The following is a 22,185-nucleotide window of genomic DNA, read 5'->3' as shown; positions in this document are numbered from 1 at the left end:
TGCGCTGCCAGCGCGCTATATGCCGGATAAGTCGGTCCGTTGCAGCGCACCGGAGTGCGTTCCCTCGACGGCGATGGCGAGGATGTGCTCGGGGCCGGGACGGAGCAGCTCGAACGACCAGCCGTCGCCGGGTCTCTCTCGCTGCTCGGGGTCGTTGACGGTGATGCGTCCCGCTCTGCCCGCCGGCTGCGCGGCGAAGGAGAATCCGTCGAGACTCCGGTGCAGACCGGTGCCGAGAGCTTTGAGGTACGCCTCTTTGAGCACCCACAGCTCGCTGCCGCGGGCGATCCGCCCGGCGGGGGTGAGGGCGGCCAGCTCCGCGCGCTCGTCGGCGGCGAAGTAGCGGCTCACATAGTCGGTGGTTTCACTGGTGGCGGGCAGCCGCTCCACATCTGCTCCGCAGACCCGCCCCTGGGTGACGGCGCAGACGATGAGCCCCTCGGTGTGGGAGAGGCTGAACCGCATGCCGTCGTCGTCCGGTTCGGCCTCGGGCCGCCCGTGCGGGCCGGCCCGGAAGCGCCAGTGGTCGAGCGGGCGGCCGGTGCCGTCGCTGAGCGCGTACCGGCACAGCAGCCGCCGGGCGAGGAAGCGCCGTCGCAGCGGAGCCGTCAACAGCCGGTCCATGCGGGCCCGTTCGTCCTCGGTGAGGAGCCGGGTGCCGCCGAGACCCGCGGCGAAGGAGTCCACGGCATCCTCGGGCAGCAGCCAGATATGCGTCAGCCCCGCGGCGGCCACCTGCTCCGCCACGGTGCTGACATCGGCGCCACCGGTCACCCGAACGCCCGGGCACGGACGAGGTCGGCGAGCCGGAACGCGAGGTCGAGCGACTGCTCCCGGTTCAGCCGGGGGTCGCAGACCGAGCGGTAGCCCGCGGGCAGATCGTCGAATCCGAGCCCCGCGCCGCCGCCGACGCATTCGGCCACATCGTCACCGGTCAGCTCCAGGTGTACGCCGCCGGGATGCGCGCCGAGTGAGCCGACCACCTCGAAGAACCCGGACAGTTCGTCGAGGATGTCGTCGAACCTGCGGGTCTTGCGCCCGCACGGCGCGCTGATCGTGTTGCCGTGCATGGGATCGGACACCCACGCGACGGGCAGACCCTCGGCCGTGACCCGCTCGACCAGGCCGGGCAGTACGGCGCGTACCTTTCCGGCGCCCATTCGGACGACGAGGGTGAGCCTGCCCGGCTCGCGCCTCGGGTCGAGCCGGTCGACCAGACGCAACAGTTCGTCCTGGTCGACGGTCGGTCCGATCTTGACGGCGATCGGGTTGCTGATGCCGGAGAAGTACTCCACGTGCGCGCCGTCGAGCTGCCGGGTGCGCTCGCCGATCCACAGCAGATGCCCGGAGGTGGCGTAGGGCTTCCCGGTGTCGGAATCGGTCCGGGTCAGTGCCGCTTCGTAGTCGAGGAGCAGTCCTTCGTGCGACATGAACAGCTCGCCGGGCGTGTGCCAGCCGTCGGTTCCGGTGAAGCCTCCGGCCTCCTCGATCTCGGCGATGAGCCTCTCGTGGCGGGACCGGTCCGGCGAGTCCACGGCGAACTTCTTGATGTTCTCCAGGGCTTGGCCGGCACTGGCCGACTCGCCCGTGCCGAAGGCTCGCACCAGATTCAGGGTTGCGGCGGACGCGTTGTAGACGCGCACCATGCGATGCGGGTCGGGGGTACGGGCCGCGGTGGTGAAGGCGAACCCGTTCACGGCGTCGCCCCGGTACGCGGGCAGCTCGATGCCGTCGCGGGTCTCGGTCGTCGCCGAGCGCGGCTTGGCGTACTGCCCGGCCATGCGCCCCACCGTGACCACCGGCAGGGACATCATGTATCCGAAGACCGTGGCCAGTTGCTGCAGGGTGCTCGCGCTGCGGCTGATCGACGTGGCGTTGACCGCGTCGAGGGATTCGGCGCAGTCGCCGCCCTGGACGAGGAAGGCCTCGCCCTGGGCGACGGCGGCGAGCCGCTTCTTGAGGAGGTCGCACTCGCGCGGAACGACCAGGGGAAGGCTGCCGGTGAGGGTGTCGACCGCGGCGTCGAGCGCGCCGGGGTCCGGCCACTGGGGCTGCTGCTTGGCCGGCAGCGACCGCCAGGTCTGCCCGGCGCGTACGGAAGGGACGTCGACCATGGGGGTCACGCCGTGAGCTCCACTCTGTGAGGCACCGGCGCGAGAGCACCGGTGACCAGGCTGTCGAGAATTGCTGATCCGTGACGGGTCATCACCGACTCGGGGTGGAACTGCACGGAGGTGAAGCCGGGACCGCGCAGGCCGTGCACCTCGCCCGTGACCGGATCGCGCGAGACCTCCACGAAGTCCCGGCACAGGGGGCTCTCCAGCAGTTCGCTGCCGGAGCGTGCGGTGAACGCGTTGTAGAAGTAGACCGGTTCCGGGCTGCCGAAGAGATCGATCGTGCGCCGCACGCCCTGGTTCGGGAAGTCCAGCTTGTGCAGGGACAGGCCGAGCAGTCCGCTGAGGATCTGGTGGCTCAGGCACACCGATACGAACGGCACGCGAAGGTTGAGCAGGCTGCGGGTCACCGCCCGCAGATACACGATCTTGGGGTGGTTCTCGTCGCGCGGATCACCGGGACCCGGGCCGAGTACGACGAGGTCGTAGCCGGTCAGCCGGTAGGGCTCGTCGAAGCGGCGCACCGTCACCTCGAAGCCGAGCGCCCGCAGCTGCAGCGCGCCCATCGCGGTGAAGTTGTCCTCGGCGTCGATGATCAGCAGCTTGCCGCGGGTGGCGAGCCGGGGCACGGCGGGGGCGAGCCAGAAGTCCGAGAGTGCTCTGTTGCGGTCGGTGAGTGCGGCTCTGATCCGCGGGTGTGAGTCGAGGCCCGCGGGGCGGGCGTGTTCGGCTACGCGGCCCAGGGCGTCGAGCAGCCCGGCCGCCTTCGCCGCGGTCTCCGCGGCCTCCTTCGCGGGGTCGGAGTCGCGCACCAGCGTCGCGCCGACGCCGATCCGCATCCGGCCCTTCAGGTCGACGTCCGCCGTCCTGATCATGATCGCGGAGTCCATGCGCCGCCGGTTCGAGGCGTCCCGGCCGATGAGTGCGGCGACCCCGGAGTAGTAACCACGCCCGGCCGGTTCGAACTTGGCGATCACCTCGCAGGCGCTCTGCACCGGGCTGCCGGTCACTGTGGGCGCGAGCAGGGTCTCGTGCAGGATCTCCCGTACGTCACGACTGCTGTGCCCGACGATGCGGTACTCGGTGTGGGCGAGGTGCGCCATCTCCTTGAGCTGCGGCCCGACCACGCGCACGTCGTCGCAGACCCGGCTCATCATCTTCAGTTCCTCGTCGAGCACCATGTACAGCTCGTTGGTCTCCTTGCTGTCGGCGAGGAAGTCCAGCACGCCGTCCGGGGCCGGGCCGCCCGCCGGGTAGCGGTAGGTGCCGCTGATCGGGTTCATCACGGCGACGCCGCCGTCGAGGCTGACATGGCGCTCCGGGCTGGCCCCGATGAAGGTGCGCTCGCCGGTGTGGATCAGGAACGTCCAGTACGCACCGGGCTCCGCGCGCAGCAGCCGGCCCCAGAACGCCAGCGCGGTACGCACAGACCAGTGGGGTATCTCGGTGACGAAGGTGCGCTTGAGCACGAAGTTGGCGCCCGCGCCGTGGCCGATCTCCTCGGCGAGCACCCGGCGCACCAGATCGCCGTACTCCTCGTCGTCCAGGTCGAAGGTGCCCTCGCCCATCTCGATCGGCCAGCGCAGCACCAGGTCGAGCACCTCGTCCACGGGCAGCAGCGACTGCTCGTCGACCGGCATCGCCAGCACCGGCTCGCCGTCGTCGTGGTGGTCGTAACCGCGCTCGCCGATCACCCGGTACGGCAGCAGGACGAGCGTCTCGTGCGTGTCGGGCTCACCGAGGTCGGGGACCGGCAGCTCGGCGGTCCCCGCGACCTCGGTGAACTCGCCGAGCAGCAGGTCGACCATCTGCTCCCGGCCGCTCTCGGGCCGGTGCAGCACCGCGAACGGCCTTCCGCCCCCGGCCAGTTCGTCGAGGCGGGTCATCGTGAGTCTCCTACGGACGCGGTGGTCACCGTCGCGAGCGCCTGGAGCACCGTCGCGGTCGGAAGGGTCATGGCGCACCGGGTCGCCGTGTACTGCAGCGCCATCCGGTGGAACTCGGGCGTGAAGTCGGCGATCGCGTCGGCCACCACGAAGGGCTGGATGTTGTGGGCGAAGGCGTCGCAGGCGGTGAGCAGGATGCCGACATGCGCGTAGATCCCGCAGATGATCAGCTGGTCGCGGCCCTGCGCGTTCATCAGGTCGAGCAGCCCGGTGTTGTGGAAGGCACTGGCCCGCCACTTGGTGAGTACGGTGTCCCGCTCACCGGGCGCGACCGCGTCGGGAATGCCTCTGTCCTCGGGCGCGGCCGACATGCCCGGTCCCCAGAAGTCCTGGAGCAGACCGCGCTCTTCGGGTGTCATTCCGCCCGGCTGGGCGGTGTAGACGACCGGGACGCCGTGCTCCTCGCAGCTGTCGCGCAGAGCGCTGGTGTGGGCGATCAGATCGGTCAGCGGCTGCCTGCCGCCGGCGAACGGGGCGAGGAAGTAGTGCTGCATGTCGTGCACGAGCAGCACGGCCCTGCGGGTGTCGACGGTCCATGTTGCGGTGTTGGCCGGTAGGTCGACGGGCCGCGGCATCGGATAGGAGTCGATCGGCGCAATCGCCACTGGTCGTGTCCTCTTCTCATCGGTCGGTCAGGCTCCGAGCGCGGCGCCGCCGTCCACGGTCAGGTCGTGCATGGTGATGTGGGAGGCCCGCTCCGAGAGCAGGAAGAGCACGGCGTCGGCGATGTGGGACGGCTCGGCGATACGCCGCAGGGGGATGCCGACCCGGTAGGCGTCGGGCACACCCTCGATCGAGGCGCGCTCGGCGGCGTCGCCCTGAAGCGCGGTCAGCATCGGGGTCCTGGTCGAGCCCGGGGCGACCACGTTGCAGCGGATGCCGTGCGCGGCCAGTTCCAGGCCGAGGCACTTGGTGAACATCGCCGACGCGGCCTTGGACGCGGCGTACGCGGACATCGACATCCGCGGGGTGGCAGCGGCATTGGACGCGACCGTGACGATCGAGCCGCTGCCGCGCGGCACCATGACGCGGGCCACCGCGCGGCTCATGTGGAAGACCCCGCCCGCGTTGACGGCGAAGGTCGTGTCCCACTCCTCGTCGGTCAGCTGGGCGGCCTGCCCGCTGCGCAGCACCCCGGCGGCGTTGACGAGGTACTCGATCGGGCCGAGTTCGACCTCGACCTTGGCCACCGCGCTGTCCACGTCGCCGCTGTCGGTGACGTCGGTGGCCACCGCGAGGACGCGTACGCCGGTCGAGTCCAGCTCGGCCGCCAGCTCCCACAGCGCCAGTACGTCGCGGTCGAGCAGCGCGACCGGTGTCTCGGCGGCGACCAGAGACCTGGCGATCTCGGCGCCGATCCCGCCGGCCGCCCCGGTGACGACGGCGACGCCGGACAGGCCGCCGGTCACCGTCGCACCTGGCCGAGTATGCGCCCGACCACCTCTGAGGGCACCCGCAGCGTGCGTGTCGTGAACGCGCCGAGCGCCTCGAGATAGCGCTCCTGAAGGCCCGCCTCGTCGACCTCGACGCCCTTGCCGCCGGACAGCAGCGTGCGGCCGCCGACGATCACGGTGTCCACATCGGCAGAACCGGCCAGCCACAGGAAGCTCTCCAGCGGCCGGGGGTTGAGCAGATAGCGCCAGTCGTCGGCCCGTACGAGCACCAGGTCGGCCTGCTTGCCGACCTCCAGGCTGCCCACCGCGTCGTCCCAGCGCAGCCCCTTCGCCGCGATCCGGGTGCCCATCGCCAGCGCGTCGCTGGGCAGCACCTCGGTCTGGTCGGCGCTCATCTCGTTGTACATCTGCCAGGCCGCGCGCATCGTCTCGGCGATCCCCGCGTTCGGCATCGACGATCCGTCCGTCGACAGCGACACGTCCAGGCCCGCCCTGCGCAGCGCCGGGACGGCGCCGGTCTCGGTCAGCGACGACTCGCCGGACGGCCCGTACTTGCCGGGGGAGTGGCTGATGTGGGCGCGGGCCTCCAGCAGGAGCTTCTGCTCCTGCTCGTCGAGGAACGCACAGTGCCCTGCCATCAACCGCTCGTCCACGAGACCGAGTTCGGCAAGCCGGCGCACACCCGTCTCGCCGTAGTAGGTGCGCATCAGCTCGACCTCGTTGCGCAGCGCGCCGACGTGCGTCGCGAACCCGAGGTCGTGCGCGGCGACCAGGTCGGCCATGCCGCGCGCCAGCTCGTCGGTCATGTTCGTGACGTAGGCGATGCTCGGACGGCACCTGATGCGGCCCGAGGTGTCCTTGCCGACGAGTTGCAGCAGCGACTCGAAGTTCGCGAGAACGCCGTCGGCGTCCCTGGTGCGCAGATACGTGTCCTGGTCGGGCGGGCAGATCGCGTCGCTCGCCCAGGTGCTCGCCGAGAACCGGATGCCCAGGCGCTGTGCCGCGGCGACCATCGAGTGCGGGCGGTTGAGCGAGCCCATGTCGCCCAGCGTGGTCACCCCGCCGCGCAGCTGCGTCCACATCGAGTACTCGGCGATGGCCTGTGCCTCGTCCGGCGTCATGCCGTCGATGAGGTCGTCGAAGCGGTCGAAGGTGGCGGAGATCTCGTGCATGTTGCCGCCGCCGCCCATGAACGCGACCTGGTCCTCACGGTCGGAGACCGGCCGCAGGGCGCCGCGCATCGGGAAGCGCATGGCGAACATCTCGTGCCAGTGCGCGTTGACGAAGCCCGGCAGCACCATCATGCGGCCCGCGTCGGTCCTCTTCATCGCGGCCTTCTGCGCCGGGTCGAGGGCGGCGGCCGCCTCCTCGACCTCGGCCGCGCTGCCGACAGCGGCGATCGTGCCGTCCACGATCAGCACCGCGCCGCGGGCGTGCACACTCTCCTCGGCGTCCGCCGTGTAGACGGTGCCGCCGGTGATCAACTGGACGCTCATCAGGCCACCCCGGGCTCGGTCGACACGGGCGCTGCGAGGGAGGCGAAGTGCGCGAGCCAGCCGTTCAGCGTGGGAGCGGCGACCAGCTCGTCGAACTGGACCGGGATCTTGTTCTTGCGCCAGCGGCTGACCAGCCGCATGATCTCCAGCGAACTCAGGCCGAGAACCACCAGGTTGGCGTCCGGCTCGATCGCCTCGGGCTCAAGGCCCAGCAGCGGCGCGACCGTTGCGCGCAGATCGAGCTCAGTAGGGGTCGGAGTGATGTCCACGTCAGCCTTCCTGCTCGGACGCGGCCAAGACGGCCAGCGCCTTCTTGTCGACTTTGCCCAGCGGCGTCAGGGGGAGCTCGAGCACGTAACGCACCACGTCGGGCAGCTTGTAGTCCGCGACGCCCCGGGAGTGAATGGCCTTCTTGAGCTCGGCCGGCGCCAACTGATCGCCGTCCGGGACGAGATACGCGCAGATCCGCTCGCCGAGGAACTCGTCGGGCACGCCGATCACGGCGGCCTGGGCGACCGACGGCAGCGCGAGCAGATGGTCCTCGACCTCGCCCGCGGAGATCTTGTCGCCACCGCGGATGATCATGTCCTTGATGCGGCCCTCGATCACCAGGTCACCGTCCTCGGTGAGCCGGGCGAGGTCACCGGTGCGGTAGAAGCCGTCCTCGGTGAAGGCGCGCGTGTTGTACTCGGGCACCCCGTAGTAGCCCCGCAGGGTGTACGGGCCGCGGGTGATCAGCTCACCGACGGAGCCGGCGGGCAGTACGTTGCCGTCCTCGTCGACGATGCGGAGCTCGTCGGCGTCCGAGATCGGCTTGCCCTGGGTGGTGAGCACCGACTCGGCCGGGTCGTCCGGCCTGCTGAAGGTCAGCAGACCCTCGGCCATGCCGAACACCTGCTGGAGCGAGCAGCCCAGCGTCGGCGCGATGCGCTCGGTGAACTCGCGCGTCATCCGCGCCCCGCCGACCTGCACCAGCCGCAGGCTGCTCAGATCGTCCTCGCTCCACTCGGCGGCCTCCAGCCACAGCTGCATGATCGAGGGCACCATCGAGGTGACGGTGACGCTGTGCTGCTCGATCAGCGGGAAGCAGTCCAGGGGGTTGGGGGTGTCGGCCAGCACGACGGTTCCGCCGGTGTGGAAGGTGCCGATCACTCCGGGGCAGCCGTAGGCGAAGTTGAACTCGACCGGCAGCACGGCGAGATAGGTGTCATCGCTGGTCAGCTCGCACACCTGGGCCGCGCGCCGGGACTGGTAGACGTAGTCGTCGTGGGTGCGCGGGATCAGCTTGGGCAGCGCGGTGGTCCCGCCGGAGAGCAGGAAGAACGCCACATCGGCCGCGTCGGGCTCGGGCAGCGGCCCGGACTCGGAGTTGGACTCGGGCTCGGTGGAGGCGAGCTCCAGCTCGGACACCGAGACGAAGCCCTCGCTCTTCTCGCCGAGCACGAACAGCGTGCGCAGCTCGGGGGCTTCGGCCTGGATCTCCAGCGCCATCTCGCGGTGGTCGAACCCGCGGTGCGTCTCGGGCAGTACGTAACCCGTGGCCCCGCTGAGCTCCACCAGGTGGGAGATCTCAGTCGAGCGGTGCGCGGGCAGCGAGAAGACCAGCTTCGCGCCGATACGCATCAGGGCGAAGGCGATCGCCACGAACTCCGGGACGTTGGGCAGCTGCACCACGAGCCGGTCGTTCTCGCGCACCCCGTGCGCGGCGAACCCGGCGGCCAGCCGGTCGGCCCACTGGTCGAGTTCGACGTAACTGATCCGCCGGCCGCCGTGCACCAGCGCGGTGGCGGAGCCGTACCGGCCCGCGGCGCCGCGCAGCAGAGCGCCGAGCGTCTCACCGCGCCAGATGCCCTGCTCGCGGTAGCGCTGCGCGACATCGGACGGCCAAGGAGTGCATCCGGCAAGCATCTTCGAACTCCTACTCGGCGTCGGGTGCGGATTCGGTGATACGTACGACGGCGGCGCCCGCCTCCATGCCGGTGCTCGCGCCGATCAGCAGGACGTGGTCGCCGGGTCCCACCTGGCCGGTGCGCCAGACGTGCTCAAGACCCAGGAACAGGTCGGCCGCGCCCGTGTGCCCGATGGTGTTGACGTACTCCCACAGGGCCTTGTCCTCGTCGACGTCGAGCGGCAGCAGGAACATGGCTTCCAGCGCGGGCCGGCCGAAGCCGACGTGGCAGACCCTGGCGACCTGATCGAGGGTCAGGTCCGCCTCCTTGAGCGTGCGCTCGGCGATCTCGGCGACCTTGTCGCCGAAGTTCTTGATGGGCGGGGCCTGGCCGGCCGCCCACTGCTCACGGACCTTCTGGGCCCGCTCGCCGAAGTTCAGGCCGCGGCCCCGGGTGACACCCGGCGGGAAGAGCTCCTCGCCCGCCCGGTGGAGGATCTCCATCGAGGAGTCGGACAGCGAACCGACCGCGAGAAGCTCGGCGAAGCCGCCGCGCCGCGAGAGCACCACGGCGGAGCCGGCGTCGGCGAGCACGAAGAGACCGGAGGCACGCCAGCGCTCCACACCCGGAGTTGAGTAGTTGTCGCCCGTGGTGATCAGCGCGGCGTCGTGGGTGGGGTTGGCGATCAGCCGGTTGGCCGCCACCTCGACGGAGGCGAGCATGCCGAGGCAGCCCTGCTTGATCTCCACGGCGGGCACCGGGCGGTCGACGGTGTTGTTGAGGATGTAGTGCACCGCCGACCAGCCGTCGGGACCCTGGTGGTGGGTGTAGCTGTGCAGCAGGATGCCGATGTCGTCGGGCCCGTGGCCGGATGCGGACAGTGCGGCCCTGGCCGCGTCGATCGCCATGTCGGGCGCGGGTGTCGACTCGCTGACGGCCGCGGAACGCATGCCGGAGGCCTGCCGGCTCTCCTCGTCGTACAGGCCTTCCTCGACCGCGCGCTCGGCCGGGTACAGGGGCGGCAGATGGCTGCCGATCCCGGCGAGATACAGGTTCTCGGTCCTCATCGCGCCGACTCCTTCGTGGGGTGGATGCGTTTCGCGGCAAGCACAACACGGGGGCTGACGGGCCTCATGAGTAGGCGCTACTCAAGGTCCCGTCTTAGACACTGTCTAAGACGGGAGCCGACTAAGGGTCCCCTACGCAGGTGATCCGGCCCCTGCCGGCCTGTGCCGCCGTTGGCTGATTTGAGTAGCGACTACTCGGGCCCGGGCCCGGACCGCGGTGTGTGCTGGGCGGGTATCCGCCGCGTGCCGTCCGCTCGCGGCCCCCGGCACAGACGAGGAGATCCGATGTCGTGGTCGCGTCCGGAACTGGGCGACTGGTCAAGTCCCGCCGAACTCACGCAGCTGCAGCGGGCGGAGCTGCCGCGGGTGATCGCCCAGGCGATGCGCTCGCCGTTCTACGCCGCCCGCTATGACGGCCGCGCTGTGCCGCGCGACGCGGAGGACTTCGCCGGCATCGAGCTGACCACCAAGCAGGATCTGCGCGACCAGTACCCCTTCGGAATGCTGGCGGTGGACCGCCAGAAGCTGGCCACCTACCACGAGTCGAGCGGCACGGCCGGGGATCCCACCGCCTCGTACTACACCGACGACGACTGGGCCGACCTCGCCGAACGCTACGCACGCAAGTGGGTCGGCATCACCCCCTCGGACACCTTCCTGGTGCGCACCCCCTACGGCCTGGTGATCACCGCGCATCTGGCACAGGCCGCCGGACGGCTGCGCGGCGCCACGATCGTGCCGGGCGACGCCCGTTCGCTCGCCACCCCGCTGCCCCGGATGATCCGCGTCATGCGGGCCCTGGACGTCTCGCTGACCTGGTGCAACCCGACCGAGATCATGATGCTCGCCGCCGCGGCCAAGGCCGCCGGGCTGCGCCCGGACCAGGACTTCCCCGCACTGCGGGCCATGTTCACCGCGGCGGAACCGCTGACCGAGGTGCGACGGCGCCGGCTCAGCGAGATCTGGGGCGGCATCCCGATCGTCGAGGAGTACGGCTCGACCGAGACCGGCACCATCGCCGGCCAGTGCCCGAACGGCGCCCTGCACCTGTGGGCGGACCGCGCGATCTTCGAGGTCTTCGACCCCGAGACCGGTGAACTGTCGCAGTCCGGCCGCGGCCAGCTGGTCGTGACCCCGCTCTACCGCGAGGCCATGCCGCTGCTGCGCTACAACCTCGCCGACGACGTCGAGGTGTCCGACGACGGGTGCTCCTGCGGCTGGCTGCTTCCGACGGTCCGCGTGCTCGGGCGGTCAGGGACCGGCTATCCGGTCGGCGCGGCGACGGTCACCCAACAGCGGCTCGAGGAGCTGGTGTTCAGCCTCCCCGGCAGCTACGAGGTGATGTTCTGGCGGGCCATGGCCCATCCGGACGTACTGCGCCTGGAGTTCGAGGCACCCGACGAGAGCCGCGACCAGGCGGTCAAGGAGCTGGCCGGACTGATCGACCGCGAGCTCGGCGTACCGCACCGCATCACCGGGCTGCCGCTGGGCACGCTCGTTCCCCGCGAAGCGCTCACGGCGCAGCGCGACATCCTCAAGGCCCGCTATCTGTTCGGCGAGGGCGAGGACTGGGACAAGGCGGTCATGTACGCATGAGCCGCCTCCCGCTGCCCGCCCTGCGAGCGAGTTCCGCCGATTCCGGCCGACTTCTTCTTGTCCCGTCGCCGTCCGCTGTGGACGACGCCCGACCCGTAAGCGGTGACCCCCATGGTGAGTGAGTTGTCCCCCCTGCCGCCGACCTCCGAAGACCGGATCGCCATCGTCGGCATCGGCTGCCGTTTCCCCGGCGGCGCCAACTCGCCACAGGAGCTGTGGGAGTTGCTGATGGGCGCGGTCGACGCGTCCGGCCCGATTCCCGAGGACCGGTGGGCGCCGCAGCGCGCCCAGTCGCGCGAGAACGCCGCCGTCCTGTCGCGGGTGACCTCCAACGGCGCCTTCCTGGGCGACATCAGCGGATTCGACGCCTCCTTCTTCGGCATCTCGGCCACCGAGGCCCGCCAGCTCGACCCGCAGCAGCGGATGGCGCTGGAGGTGGCCTGGGAGGCGCTGGAGCACGCGGGCATCCCCGCCTCCACCCTCGCGGGCAGCGACACCGGTGTGTTCGTCGGCGTCGGCACCGACGACTACGGCCGCCGGCTCCTGGAAGACCTGCCCGGAGTCGAGGCCTGGACCGGAATCGGCTCCTCGCTGTGCGGTGTGCCCAACCGGATCTCGTACACCCTCGATCTGCGCGGTCCGAGCGTCGCAGTGGACACCGCCTGCTCGTCCTCGCTGGTCGCACTGCACCAGGCTTGCGCCAGCCTCCAGCGCGGTGAGGTACCGGTCGCGCTCGCGGGCGGCATCATGCTGATGGCCGGCCCGGGCCTGACCACCGTGCTCGACATCGCCGGCGCCATCTCGCCCGACGGCCGCTCCAAGGCCTTCGACGAGGCCGCCAACGGCTACGGCCGCGGCGAGGGCTGCGGCATCGTCGTACTCAAGCGGCTCGCCGACGCCCGGCGCGACGGCGACCGGATCATCGCCCTGGTCCGCGGCAGCGCCGTGCACCAGGACGGCCGCACCGACGGCATCATGGCGCCCAGCTCCTCCGCGCAGGCGCATCTGCTGCGCAAGGCGTACGAGTCGGCGGGCGTCGCGCCGTCCGAGGTCGACTACGTCGAGGCGCACGGCACCGGCACCAAGGTCGGCGATCCGATCGAGGCCGCCGCGCTCGCCGAAGTCGTCGGCGCCCGCGCCGAGGGACAACGTCCCTGCCTCATCGGCTCGGTGAAGACCAACATCGGGCACTGCGAGGCGGCGGCCGGCATCGCCGGGCTGATCAAGACCGCGCTCGCCATGCAGCACGGGATCATCCCGCCGACCCTGACCGTGGACGGTCCGCGCAAGGACATCCCGTGGGCGGATTCCGGGCTCAGCCTGGTCGGTGAGGCCACGCCGTGGCCCGACTCCGGCCGGCCGCGGCTCGCGGGAGTCGCCAGCTACGGATACGGCGGCACCATCGCGCACGCGGTCCTTGAGCAGGCCCCGGTCGCCGCTGAGGCACCTCTCACCGCTGAGCCCGAGGAGGCCGAGCAGGCGGAGTCGGCGGAATCCGCCGGGCTCACCGTCTACCCGCTGTCGTCGGCGACAGCCCCCGGGCTCGCCGCCCAGGCCGCCCGGCTGGCCGAGGCGCTGCACGCGCACGCGCTCCCCGATGTCGGGCACACCCTCGCGCACCGCAGGGCGCACCTGTCCGCCCGCGCCGTCGTGATCGCGGCTGACCGGGCCGAACTCGCCGACGGTGTCGGCGCGTTGGCCGAGGGCGAAGCCCTTCCCACGGTCGTGACCGGCGAGACGTCCGGACCGCCGCGCTCGCCGGTCTGGGTGTTCTCCGGACACGGCGCACAGTGGTCGGGCATGGGCCAGGACCTGCTCGCCCAGGAGCCGGTGTTCGCCGCGGCCGTCGACCGGCTCGGACCCATCTACGCCGAGGAACTGGGCGTCACCCCGCGCGAGATACTCAGCAGCGGTGAACTCGGCTCGGTCGACATCATCCAGTCGATGCTGTTCGCCATGCAGATAGGCCTCGCCGAGGTCTGGCGCCGCTACGGCGTCACGCCCGGCGCGGTGATCGGGCACTCCGTCGGCGAGATCGCCGCGGCGGTCGTCGCCGGAGTGCTGTCCGAGGAGGACGGCGCGCGGCTGGTCTGCCGCCGCTCGGGACTGCTGCGCAAGGTGGCCGGCCGGGGCGCGATGATCATGGTCGACCGGCCCTTCGACGAGGTGCAGGACGCCATCGGCGCCACCGACACCCTCTGCGCCGCCATCGCCGCCGCCCCCTCGTCCACCGTCGTCGCCGGAGACATCCCGGCCGTCGACGAAGCCGCCGAGCAGTGGGCCGAACTGGGCTGGACGGTACGCAGGGTCGACTCCGACGTCGCCTTCCACAGCGCGCACATGGACGCGATCAGCGCCGACCTCGCCGCCGCCGTCGCCGATCTCCAGGCAGGGCCCGCGCAAGTGCCGCTCTACCTCACCGCGCTCGACGACCCCAGGTCGACGCGACGCCAGGACGCCTCCTACTGGGCGCTCAACCTGCGTAATCCGGTGCGCTTCCAGCAGGCGGTCGAGGCCGCGTTCGAGGACGGCCACCGGCTGTTCCTGGAGATCTCCGCGCACCCCGTCGTCGGCCACTCGATCAACGAGACCGTCTCGGGCGCCGGGGACACCCTGGTCACACCCAGCCTTCGCCGCCACCGCCCGGAGCGGACCACCCTGCTCACCTCGCTCGCCGCACTGCACTGCCAGGGCGTCCCGGTCGACTGGTCGGTCCTGCAGCCCGCAGGCAACCGCACCGACCTGCCCACCACCGCCTGGCAGCACGCCCGGCACTGGGTCGACGCACGCGACCGCGGCGAGTCGCCGGTCGACACACTGCTCGGCACCGAGACCGGGGTCCACGGCTCCCGGCTGCGGGTCTGGCAGACCACACTCGACCTGCGCACCCGGCCCTACCCGCGCCGCCACCCCGTACTGAACACGGAGATCGTCCCGGCCGCCGTACTGGTCAACACCTTCCTCACCGCGGGCCGCACCGACGTACTCACTGATCTGCGGCTGCGTCAGCCGGTCGTGGTGCCGGAGCAGGAGACGCGGGAACTGCAGATCGTCCGCGACGACACCGCTCTGAGCCTGGTCTCCCGCCGGCTCGGCGCACCCGACTCGGCCTGGTCCACCCACACCCTCGCCACCGTCGGCGGGGGAGCGGCCCCCGAGCCCGTACGCATCGGAGAGGCCACCGAGACCCTCGACCCCGGCCATGTCATCGAGCGGCTCGCCGAACTGGGCGTGGCCGACATGGGTTACCCGTGGCGGATCGAGGAACTGCGCCGCGGCGAGGGCACCTTGACCGCCACCGCGAGTGCCGAACTGGACCGCAGCTGGGCCGCCGTCCTGGACGCCGCCCTCTCCATGGCCTCGGTCATCTTCTCCGGCCCGGGCGTGCTGCGGATGCCTTCGTACGTGGACCAGGTGACCCGGACCGGGCAGCCGCCCCGGACGGCGACGATCTCGGTCAGCCTCGACGAGGAGCACCCCACGACCGTGCACGTCGACATCCGCGGCGAGGCGGACGGCGCCGAGTCCGTACTCACCCTGCGCGGGCTGCGCTACAGCGAGCTCGAAGGCGACCTGTCCGGGGAGGAGCAGAGCACCAGCGGGCGCTTCGAACTGGACTGGCAGCCCTTCCCCGTGGACACCGGCGCACACACCGCCCTGCCGGACCGCACCGTGCTGGTGCTCGGCCCCGACGGCCTGGCCCGCGCGCTCGTTCCCGCCTGCGCCGAGCACGGTGCGACGGTCAGCGTCGACCGGGCGGACCTGGACGGCGCGGACCATGTGCTGTTCGCGCCGCACGCGATACCCGCCGCCGACGTCGCCGTGGCCTTCACCGAACTCGTCGGCGCGATCGCCGCGCTGCCCGGCCGCAAGCCCACGCTGTGGTGCCTGACCACAGGCGTACGGGAGGCAGCATCGGCCGACGAGCTCAACCACGCCCCGCTGTGGGGCATGGGCCGGGTCGCCGCGAGCGAACACCCCGAATTCTGGGGCGGCGTGGTCGACCTGCCGGCCGGGCCGCTGGAGGAACTGCCCGCCGGGCTGCTGCTGAGCCTGCTGCACCTGCGCCCGGCCGAGCCGGTGCTCGCCGTCACCGACGGCGAGGTGCGGGTGCCCCGGCTCGTACCGGCCGAACTCGCCGAGGACGGCGAGCCGTTCACCTGCCGGGCCGACGGCACTTATCTCATCACCGGTGGTCTCGGAGTGCTCGGCCTGGTGCTCGCCGAGCACCTCGCCCGGCGCGGCGCCCGCCGGGTCGTGCTCCTCGGCCGCACCGCGGTGCCGCCGCGGGCACAGTGGTCCGACGACGACCCCCGGGTCGCCGCGCTGCGCCGACTGGAGGCCGCCGGGGTCACCGTCACCACCGTGGCCGCCGACATCACCGACCTCGGCGCCACCCGGGCGGCGCTCGACGCGCTCCAACTGCCCCCGATCCGGGGTGTGGTCCACGCGGCGGGCACCGTGCACAGCGCGCTCCTGCACCGGCTGGACGCCGGGCACCTGCGGGACGTAATGCGGCCCAAGGTGGACGGCGCGATGGTGCTCCACGAGCTGTTCCCGCCCGGGTCGACGGACTTCTTCGTCCTGTTCTCCTCGTGCGGCCCCCTGCTCGGACTGCCCGGCCAGGGCGCGTACGCGGCGGCCAACGCCTTCCTCGACGCACTGGCCGACCACCGGCGGGCCGCCGGTCACGAGGAGACGGTGAGCATCGCCTGGACCAGCTGGCGCGGCATGGGCATGGCGACGGCGGCCTCGGCCACCGACGCCGAACTGGCCGCCCGTGGCACCGCGGACATCGCCCCCGACCAGGCACTGCGCGCCTTCGACCAGACCGTCGGCCGCGCGCCGAGCGGCCTGGTCACCGTCCTGAGCCTGCTGCGCGGCCACACCGGCCCGCGGCCCGCCCTGCTGGCGGAACTGGCCCAGAGTGACACCTCCCAGCCGGCCGAGGTACCCGACTGGGTCGGCCTCACCGGTGACGAACTGGCCGCGTATCTGCTCGACGACGTACGCCAGCGCGTCGCCGTCGTCCTCGGCGTCCAGCCGGCGGCGGTCGGCGTCCACCGCCCGCTCACCGAGGCGGGAGTCGACTCACTGCTGGCGACGGCGGTACGGGTCGCGCTGGAACGGGACCTGGGCGTGGCTCTGCCGGCGACGCTGCTGTGGAACTACCCGACGGTGAGCGAGATCGCGGGCTTCCTGGCGGGCGTGCTGGGGGAGGGCGCGGACGCCTCGAACCGGACCTCCGCCTGACGGGGGCTCCGCCCCGAATCCCGCCTCGTGGATCTCCCGGACGACGTCCGGGGGAGCCCGGCGCGGGTTCGGGGCGGAGCCTTGCCGGCGGGCTGCCGGGATCGTGCAATTGCGGGGAGGCGAGGAGCCGGCCCGATGCGCGGGTCAGCGTAACGGGCACACCACCTGCTCCACTCCCTTCTCGTGAATTTCAGAGCATGATGAGCAGACGCGTCTTCGGCTTGAGCTTTCTGTTCACCGAACGACTCTGCACGTATACCTCCAACTTGGGATTACGCCCCGCCTTCACGGAGACGGTGCCCTGGATACCCGTGCCGAACAGAAGACTGCGTGCCGCGTCGCCCGTGTATGCGCGGTCGGTGTCCTTCTCGACCACGATGACTTCCTTGTCGGGCTGAACCTGAACCCGGCTGCCCAACTGGTAGTAGCACGACCCGCGTTCGTACGTCACGCCCGGATGCGAATCAACGAAGGATCGAATCTCGACCTCCGTGTCGACCTTCAGGAGTCGATACTTGTCGGCCGGGACCGGTTCGAGGTTCGCCCGCACGTCGTCGACCGATATGTCCTGGCCGACCGCGAACAGGTTCTTCGTCCCGCGCACGCCCTGCTCGCGGCCACGGAGGAAGCTGGTGGCGGCAGCGCGCACGGTACCAATCGCCTCCTCGACACCCTCCTGGGAATCCGCATCCCAGATGGCGATGTTTCCCGCCGGGAAGCCGTAGTTCTGGGCGGTTCGCTTCGCCAGGGAGTTCGGAACGAGGATCGCGGAAGTCCAGTGGCCCGGAAGCGCACCCATCTTCGCCGTGATCTTGTCGAGCCAAGGGCCGAGGATGGCCATGTCGCCGTCGTGCCGTCTGTCGCCGCCGGAGGCGTTCTCCTCGCCGTCCGTCACCACGATCTGGAGGAAGCTGTGCTCGCCGTACGCCTCCCAGATGTGGCCCAGGTCGTCCAGGGACTTCAGAGAGGCTTCGATGAGGGCCGTAGCGCCATTGTTGACCTTGTACAGACCCCGCATGGACGGCAGATGCTTCACGTCCATGTCCCAGACCAGGTTCTCCACCCTATGGTCGAAGGAGTAGAGGCTGATCCGGGTCTCATGACCGAGGCTGTCCGACTCGGCCTTCAAGCCCGCCACGAACTCGTCTACGACTCGGACGAGTTGACTCTGGTGCTGATGCATGGAACCCGAACAGTCCACTACCAGCGCGACGTGATTCACCTTGTGCTGGATCTTGTTGGCGGACACGTTGCTACTCCTTCTCCGAGGCTCCCCAAGTGATGTCTCCACACTATGGGGAGGCACTGACAACGGAGCTTGACGGACGATCACCCGCCTCCCCACGGCGGGAGGCAGCGGGTGATGTGGAACAGGGGTACGTGCCTGGGGCTGGACACATCTGGCACTTGGCCTGACGCACCGTCCGGGAGCCTCTCAAACACCACACTTCGAAGTACCCCGCCATCCTAGGATGGCGGGCATGCCTCCGAGAGACCGTCAGGTCAGTGCCGAGATAGGCCTTCCGTTCCTGAAGATCGGGACGAACGATGTGGGTGCGTTTTTCAAGCGTCGTGGGCGTCAACCGAGCGGTCCCTTCCTGTTCATTTCAGTGAGCTGCGGATTGGCGCTCGACACTGCCCTTCACAGCAATGACGGCAGCCATCCGCACCTTTGGGGGCCACACGGTCAACCCCACCAGTTGTGGTACCTGGAGGCATCCGGCCACGGGCGGGAAGTGCACATCATCTCCGCAAGCAACAACCTGCTGCTTGATGGTCAGGCGTCAGCGGCCGGCCATCATCCCCGGATGCGAGGACGCATTGAGAACGGTGCGGCTTGGCAACGGTGGCATGTCTTCCCCGCGCCTGGACTTCGGGCGCATCGCATCATCAATGCAGGAACAGGCCATGCGTTGGACAGCCCTCACGAAGCTGAGGCAAGGACGATGCCCGTGTTCTGGGAGCCGCACGACGGGGAGAACCAGCAGTGGCTACTGGCCATGCCCTTCGTAATACCGGAGGACGGCTCCTGATTTCGGAGAGGCGGGCCGGCTGCACAGTCACCCTGGCGAGTATCCCAGGGTGGCTAGGTGGCGGTTGCGGATGAACGCGCGCTGTGTCGTGCTGCTACGAACCAAGATTTGCGAGGCGGTATCGCGTAGTTCGAAGTGGGGGCCGCATGGAAAGTCTGATCAGTCCGCTCATCGTGGCGGTCTTTGGGATTCTCGGAACCTTGCTTTCGCCGATCGTCGGCGTGCGGGTAACTGCTCGCATGCAACGGGAACTTGCCAATCAGCAGTTATGGCAGGCCACGGAGTCTAGAGATCATGATGACCACCGCCAACTGTTGGCCTCGAAGCGGGCGTGCTACGTAACTGTCAACGCGGCAGCGCGCTGGTATCGGATAGCGCAGATGAACTATCTTCATGCTCTCCACGAGAGGCGCTTACTAGAAGAGGATCGCAGTGAATTCCATGCCGCCCGCCGGGCCTATGCGGCCGCCTTGGCGGAAGGGCAATTAGTCGCATCCCGCGCGGTTCTAGACGAAATGGAGATCGTATTCTCCGGCCTCTCCCGCACCTTCCAAAGGATCAAGCGACTGGAACGCGGGGACGCCGACGAAGGGGGATCATTCGATGAGATACGCACCGACTTGCTAGCCCTCTGGGACAAGTGGATTGGCTTGAGAGACGCCATGCGGCGGGATCTTGGGACGCATGACTAAGTCCGGGCGGGCGGCGCCCACGCCGCCGCGTCAGGCCTTCAGCAGTGCCTCCGCGCCGTCCAGGGATCGTTCCACCGTCAGTTTGAAGAACGCCAGGTCCTGCGCCGCCAAATCCGCCGGGTCGTCGCTCGCGACCGCCTGCGCGCCAGCCGCCGCCAGGCCGGGGCGCGTCTCGTCCTCCGCGAACGCGGCCATGGCGCGGCCCATTTCCGCGCGTGCCGCCGGGAAGTAGTTGTCGCGGTCGTCCTCCACCGCCACCAGCATGAACGCGCTGTTGAGCAGGTAGCGGTAGATCTCGGTCGCGTGCTTGCCGAACCCCGCCCCCAGCAGCACCTTGATGCCGACGTCGATCGTCGGCAGAGCGGCCGGCACGTTCGGGCCGACCAGGACCAGGCGGCGAGCCACGCCCGGGTACTGGCGCAGGACGGCGCGCCCTTCGAGCATCAGTGCGCTGAACCAGTCGCGCCACCCTGCGTCCGCGTCGGGCACCGGAATGCGTGCGATCACCCGGTCGGTGACCGCCATGACCACCGCCTCGCGGTCGCCGACGTGATGCGCGACCACACCTGGCCATACGTCCAGCTTGGTGGCGATCTGCCGGATCGACCAGCCGTCGAGTCCGTGCTCGGCGGTCAACTCGACCGCGGCATCGATGATTTTGTCCGCCGTGATGGGCGGCAGGCCTGCCGAGGCACGTGAACGGCGGCGGGGCGCTGACCCAGACATGACTAAAAACCTAACGCTGGAGGGGGTGTGACCGAAGCGACTTGACGCCCGGCGACCCGCAGGGCATAGAGTCAGCCTAACCTATTAGTCACTGTCTAAGAGGTGCCCGCACAGACCGCCCGTCACCGGCGCCGCGTCCTGCGGCACCGGTTGTTACGCAGCAGTGCACAACCCGGCCGCCGGGCGACCCGGCCGACCGGCCGGATGTATTTGTCCTTTTTCGTCACGCAATCTGAGAGGCTCCGCGTCATGCGCAAATGGATGCCGCTGCTGGCGGTCTGCCTTGGCACCTTCATGCTGTTGATCGACGTGACCATCGTCAGCGTCGCCCTTCCGCAGATGACCGACTCGCTCGACGCGTCGTTCTCCGATCTGCAGTGGGTGGTCGACGTCTATGTGCTGGTCCTGGCCGCCCTGCTGATGGCGATCGGCTCGCTGTCCGACCTCAAGGGCGCCCGGCGGGTCTATCTCGTCGGCCTCGCCGTCTTCGCCCTCGCCTCGCTGGCCTGCGGCCTCGCGGACAACAGCGGTCAGCTGATCGCGGCGCGCGGTGTGCAGGGCCTCGGCGCCGCCGCGATGTTCGCCACCAACACCGCCCTGCTGGCCAGCAACTACCGCGGTCGCGACCGCGGAATCGCCTTCGGCCTGTGGGGCGCGGTCAACGGCGCCGCCGCGGCGGCCGGACCGATCCTGGGCGGACTCCTCACCGAGCATCTGAACTGGCGGTGGATCTTCCTGGTCAACCTGCCCGTCGCGGCGCTCGCGCTGATCGTCGGCCGTAAGTACCTGGAGGGTTCTGCCACCCGCACCGACCGCCGGGTCGACCTGCCCGGCACGATCGGCTTCACCCTGATGGCCACGCTGCTGATCTTCGCGCTGATCCGCGCGGGCGACGACGGCTGGGGCGCGAACACCACGCTCGCCCTGTTCGGCGGTGCGGCGCTCGCGCTGGTGACCTTCGTTCTGGTCGAGCGCGGCAAGCGGGATCCGATGCTCGACCTGGCCCTGCTGCGTACCCCGTCCTTCGGCGGGCTGATGGCCGGTGCCGTGGTGTTCAGTGCCGCGGCCTTCGCCAACCTGGTGTTCGTCTCGGTGTGGGCGCAGTCGGTGCTCGACCTCAGCCCGGTCAAGGCGGGTCTGATCCTTACGCCGCTGAGCGGAATGTCCTTCCTGGCCGCCGGACTTGCGGGCCGGTTCCTGGCGAGCGTCGCTCCGCAGTGGCCGATCGGTATCGGTCTTCTGCTGATCGGCGCGGGCACCCTCCTGGAGATGCTCGTCACCGGCGACTCGGGCTGGACGGCCCTGCTCCCCGGCATGATCGTCACCGGTATCGGTGTCGGTATCGCCTCGCCGACTCTCGCGTCGGCCGCGCTGGCCGCTGCGCCGGCGAGCAGGGCGGGCATGGCGGGCGGTGCGGCGAACACGTTCCGTCAGCTCGGCTTCGCGGTCGGCATTCCGATCGTCGGCGCCATCCTGACGGGTGTGGTCGGCCGGAACCTCGACGACAGCAAGGCGTTCGCCGGCGCGAACGAGGTGGCCGAGCAGGTCAGCAGCGGTCAGGCCGCCGGCGTGGTCGCCTCTCTCCCGGAGCAGTCTCGGGCCGCGGCGACCACCGCGATCGAGGACGCCTGGGCGGCAGGTCTTGATCAAGTGTTCCTGATCAGCGGTGTCGCGGCCGCGCTCGCCGGGGTGCTGGTGCTCGCGCTGGTGCGCCGGTCCGCCGAACAGCCGGACACCGATATTCCCGAGTACGACGGGCAGTCGCCGGCGGCGGAAAGTCCGCTCCGGACCGCCTGAGAGTGGTGCGTGGGTCCGTCGGCCGCTCGGCCGGCGGGCCCAGGAATGTGGTTGAGGGTTCGACTGGATTCCCACAAGACCACAGTCCATGGTCACTTGGTGTCAACACCCTGGGACCGTGTTTCGTAGGACTGTTGGCAATGACAAAGTCGGAGTCTTCACTTCCGCAGAATCTTCACAAT

General features: G+C 70.1%; 16 protein-coding genes. 5 read left to right on the top strand and 11 right to left on the bottom strand.

Going from position 1 to position 22,185, the window contains the following annotated elements; genetic code table 11:
* Window positions 1-15: 15 nt before the first annotated feature.
* From OG741_RS12460 to OG741_RS12420, 9 genes are read right to left on the bottom strand one after another with little or no spacing between them, the layout of a single operon-like run.
* Window positions 16-774, bottom strand: a complete 759-nt coding sequence (locus tag OG741_RS12460; RefSeq protein ID WP_405597017.1) for a 4'-phosphopantetheinyl transferase family protein — start codon at window positions 772-774, stop codon at window positions 16-18.
* Window positions 771-2,114 carry a 3-deoxy-7-phosphoheptulonate synthase class II gene (locus OG741_RS12455; protein WP_405605534.1) on the bottom strand — a complete coding sequence of 448 codons (1,344 nt, stop codon included), beginning with the start codon at window positions 2,112-2,114 and terminating at the stop codon, window positions 771-773. The genes OG741_RS12460 and OG741_RS12455 overlap by 4 nt, the downstream gene beginning before the upstream one ends.
* 5 nt (window positions 2,115-2,119) lie before the next feature.
* Window positions 2,120-4,000 carry an anthranilate synthase family protein gene (locus tag OG741_RS12450; RefSeq protein ID WP_405597014.1) on the bottom strand — a complete coding sequence of 627 codons (1,881 nt, stop codon included), beginning with the start codon at window positions 3,998-4,000 and terminating at the stop codon, window positions 2,120-2,122.
* Window positions 3,997-4,665, bottom strand: coding sequence for an isochorismatase family protein (locus tag OG741_RS12445; protein WP_405597011.1), 669 nt, complete (start codon window positions 4,663-4,665; stop codon window positions 3,997-3,999). Before OG741_RS12445 ends, OG741_RS12450 begins: the two co-directional genes overlap by 4 nt.
* A gap of 27 nt (window positions 4,666-4,692) precedes the next feature.
* Window positions 4,693-5,469 carry a 2,3-dihydro-2,3-dihydroxybenzoate dehydrogenase gene (locus tag OG741_RS12440; RefSeq protein WP_266476892.1) on the bottom strand — a complete coding sequence of 259 codons (777 nt, stop codon included), beginning with the start codon at window positions 5,467-5,469 and terminating at the stop codon, window positions 4,693-4,695.
* Window positions 5,466-6,950, bottom strand: coding sequence for an amidohydrolase family protein (locus tag OG741_RS12435; protein ID WP_405597006.1), 1,485 nt, complete (start codon window positions 6,948-6,950; stop codon window positions 5,466-5,468). The genes OG741_RS12440 and OG741_RS12435 overlap by 4 nt, the downstream gene beginning before the upstream one ends.
* Window positions 6,950-7,219 (bottom strand): phosphopantetheine-binding protein, encoded by a 270-nt coding sequence (locus tag OG741_RS12430; protein WP_405597003.1) that lies wholly within the window; start codon window positions 7,217-7,219, stop codon window positions 6,950-6,952. The genes OG741_RS12435 and OG741_RS12430 overlap by 1 nt, the downstream gene beginning before the upstream one ends.
* Window position 7,220: 1 nt before the next feature.
* Complete coding sequence (locus OG741_RS12425) at window positions 7,221-8,858, bottom strand: (2,3-dihydroxybenzoyl)adenylate synthase (protein ID WP_405597001.1); 1,638 nt, start codon at window positions 8,856-8,858, stop codon at window positions 7,221-7,223.
* 10 nt (window positions 8,859-8,868) lie between these two features.
* The gene (locus OG741_RS12420) at window positions 8,869-9,906 is read right to left on the bottom strand and encodes a ketoacyl-ACP synthase III family protein (protein ID WP_405596999.1); all 1,038 of its coding nucleotides are present in this window, start codon (window positions 9,904-9,906) and stop codon (window positions 8,869-8,871) included.
* Window positions 9,907-10,191: 285 nt separating this feature from the next.
* Between OG741_RS12420 and OG741_RS12415 the strand changes: the two genes are divergently transcribed.
* Together OG741_RS12415 and OG741_RS12410 are read left to right on the top strand one after the other, a co-directional pair.
* Window positions 10,192-11,502, top strand: a complete 1,311-nt coding sequence (locus tag OG741_RS12415) for a phenylacetate--CoA ligase family protein (RefSeq protein WP_405596996.1) — start codon at window positions 10,192-10,194, stop codon at window positions 11,500-11,502.
* A 111-nt stretch (window positions 11,503-11,613) separates the two neighbouring features.
* Complete coding sequence (locus OG741_RS12410; RefSeq protein WP_405596993.1) at window positions 11,614-16,755, top strand: type I polyketide synthase; 5,142 nt, start codon at window positions 11,614-11,616, stop codon at window positions 16,753-16,755.
* A gap of 190 nt (window positions 16,756-16,945) precedes the next feature.
* Here OG741_RS12410 and OG741_RS12405 read toward each other — a convergent pair whose 3' ends face one another.
* Window positions 16,946-18,004 carry a VWA domain-containing protein gene (locus tag OG741_RS12405; RefSeq protein WP_405596992.1) on the bottom strand — a complete coding sequence of 353 codons (1,059 nt, stop codon included), beginning with the start codon at window positions 18,002-18,004 and terminating at the stop codon, window positions 16,946-16,948.
* A 232-nt stretch (window positions 18,005-18,236) separates the two neighbouring features.
* Here OG741_RS12405 and OG741_RS12400 point away from each other — a divergent pair, with 232 nt between their 5' ends.
* Entirely contained in the window at window positions 18,237-18,788 is a 552-nt protein-coding gene (locus tag OG741_RS12400) for an RICIN domain-containing protein (protein WP_324979356.1), read from the top strand.
* Between the two features lie 146 nt (window positions 18,789-18,934).
* Window positions 18,935-19,480, top strand: coding sequence for a hypothetical protein (locus OG741_RS12395; protein ID WP_405596990.1), 546 nt, complete (start codon window positions 18,935-18,937; stop codon window positions 19,478-19,480).
* Window positions 19,481-19,510: 30 nt separating this feature from the next.
* Here the strand turns inward: OG741_RS12395 and OG741_RS12390 are convergent, their stop codons facing one another.
* Complete coding sequence (locus OG741_RS12390; RefSeq protein ID WP_405596987.1) at window positions 19,511-20,206, bottom strand: TetR/AcrR family transcriptional regulator; 696 nt, start codon at window positions 20,204-20,206, stop codon at window positions 19,511-19,513.
* A gap of 249 nt (window positions 20,207-20,455) precedes the next feature.
* Between OG741_RS12390 and OG741_RS12385 the strand changes: the two genes are divergently transcribed.
* Complete coding sequence (locus OG741_RS12385) at window positions 20,456-22,003, top strand: MFS transporter (RefSeq protein ID WP_405596986.1); 1,548 nt, start codon at window positions 20,456-20,458, stop codon at window positions 22,001-22,003.
* The last annotated feature ends 182 nt before the right edge of the window (window positions 22,004-22,185 follow it).

The sequence above is a fragment of the Streptomyces sp. NBC_01410 genome (assembly GCF_045040195.1).
Lineage (GTDB): Bacteria > Actinomycetota > Actinomycetes > Streptomycetales > Streptomycetaceae > Streptomyces.
The sequence above is the reverse complement of the archived record's forward strand: the minus strand, read 5'-3'. Positions and strand labels throughout refer to the sequence as shown.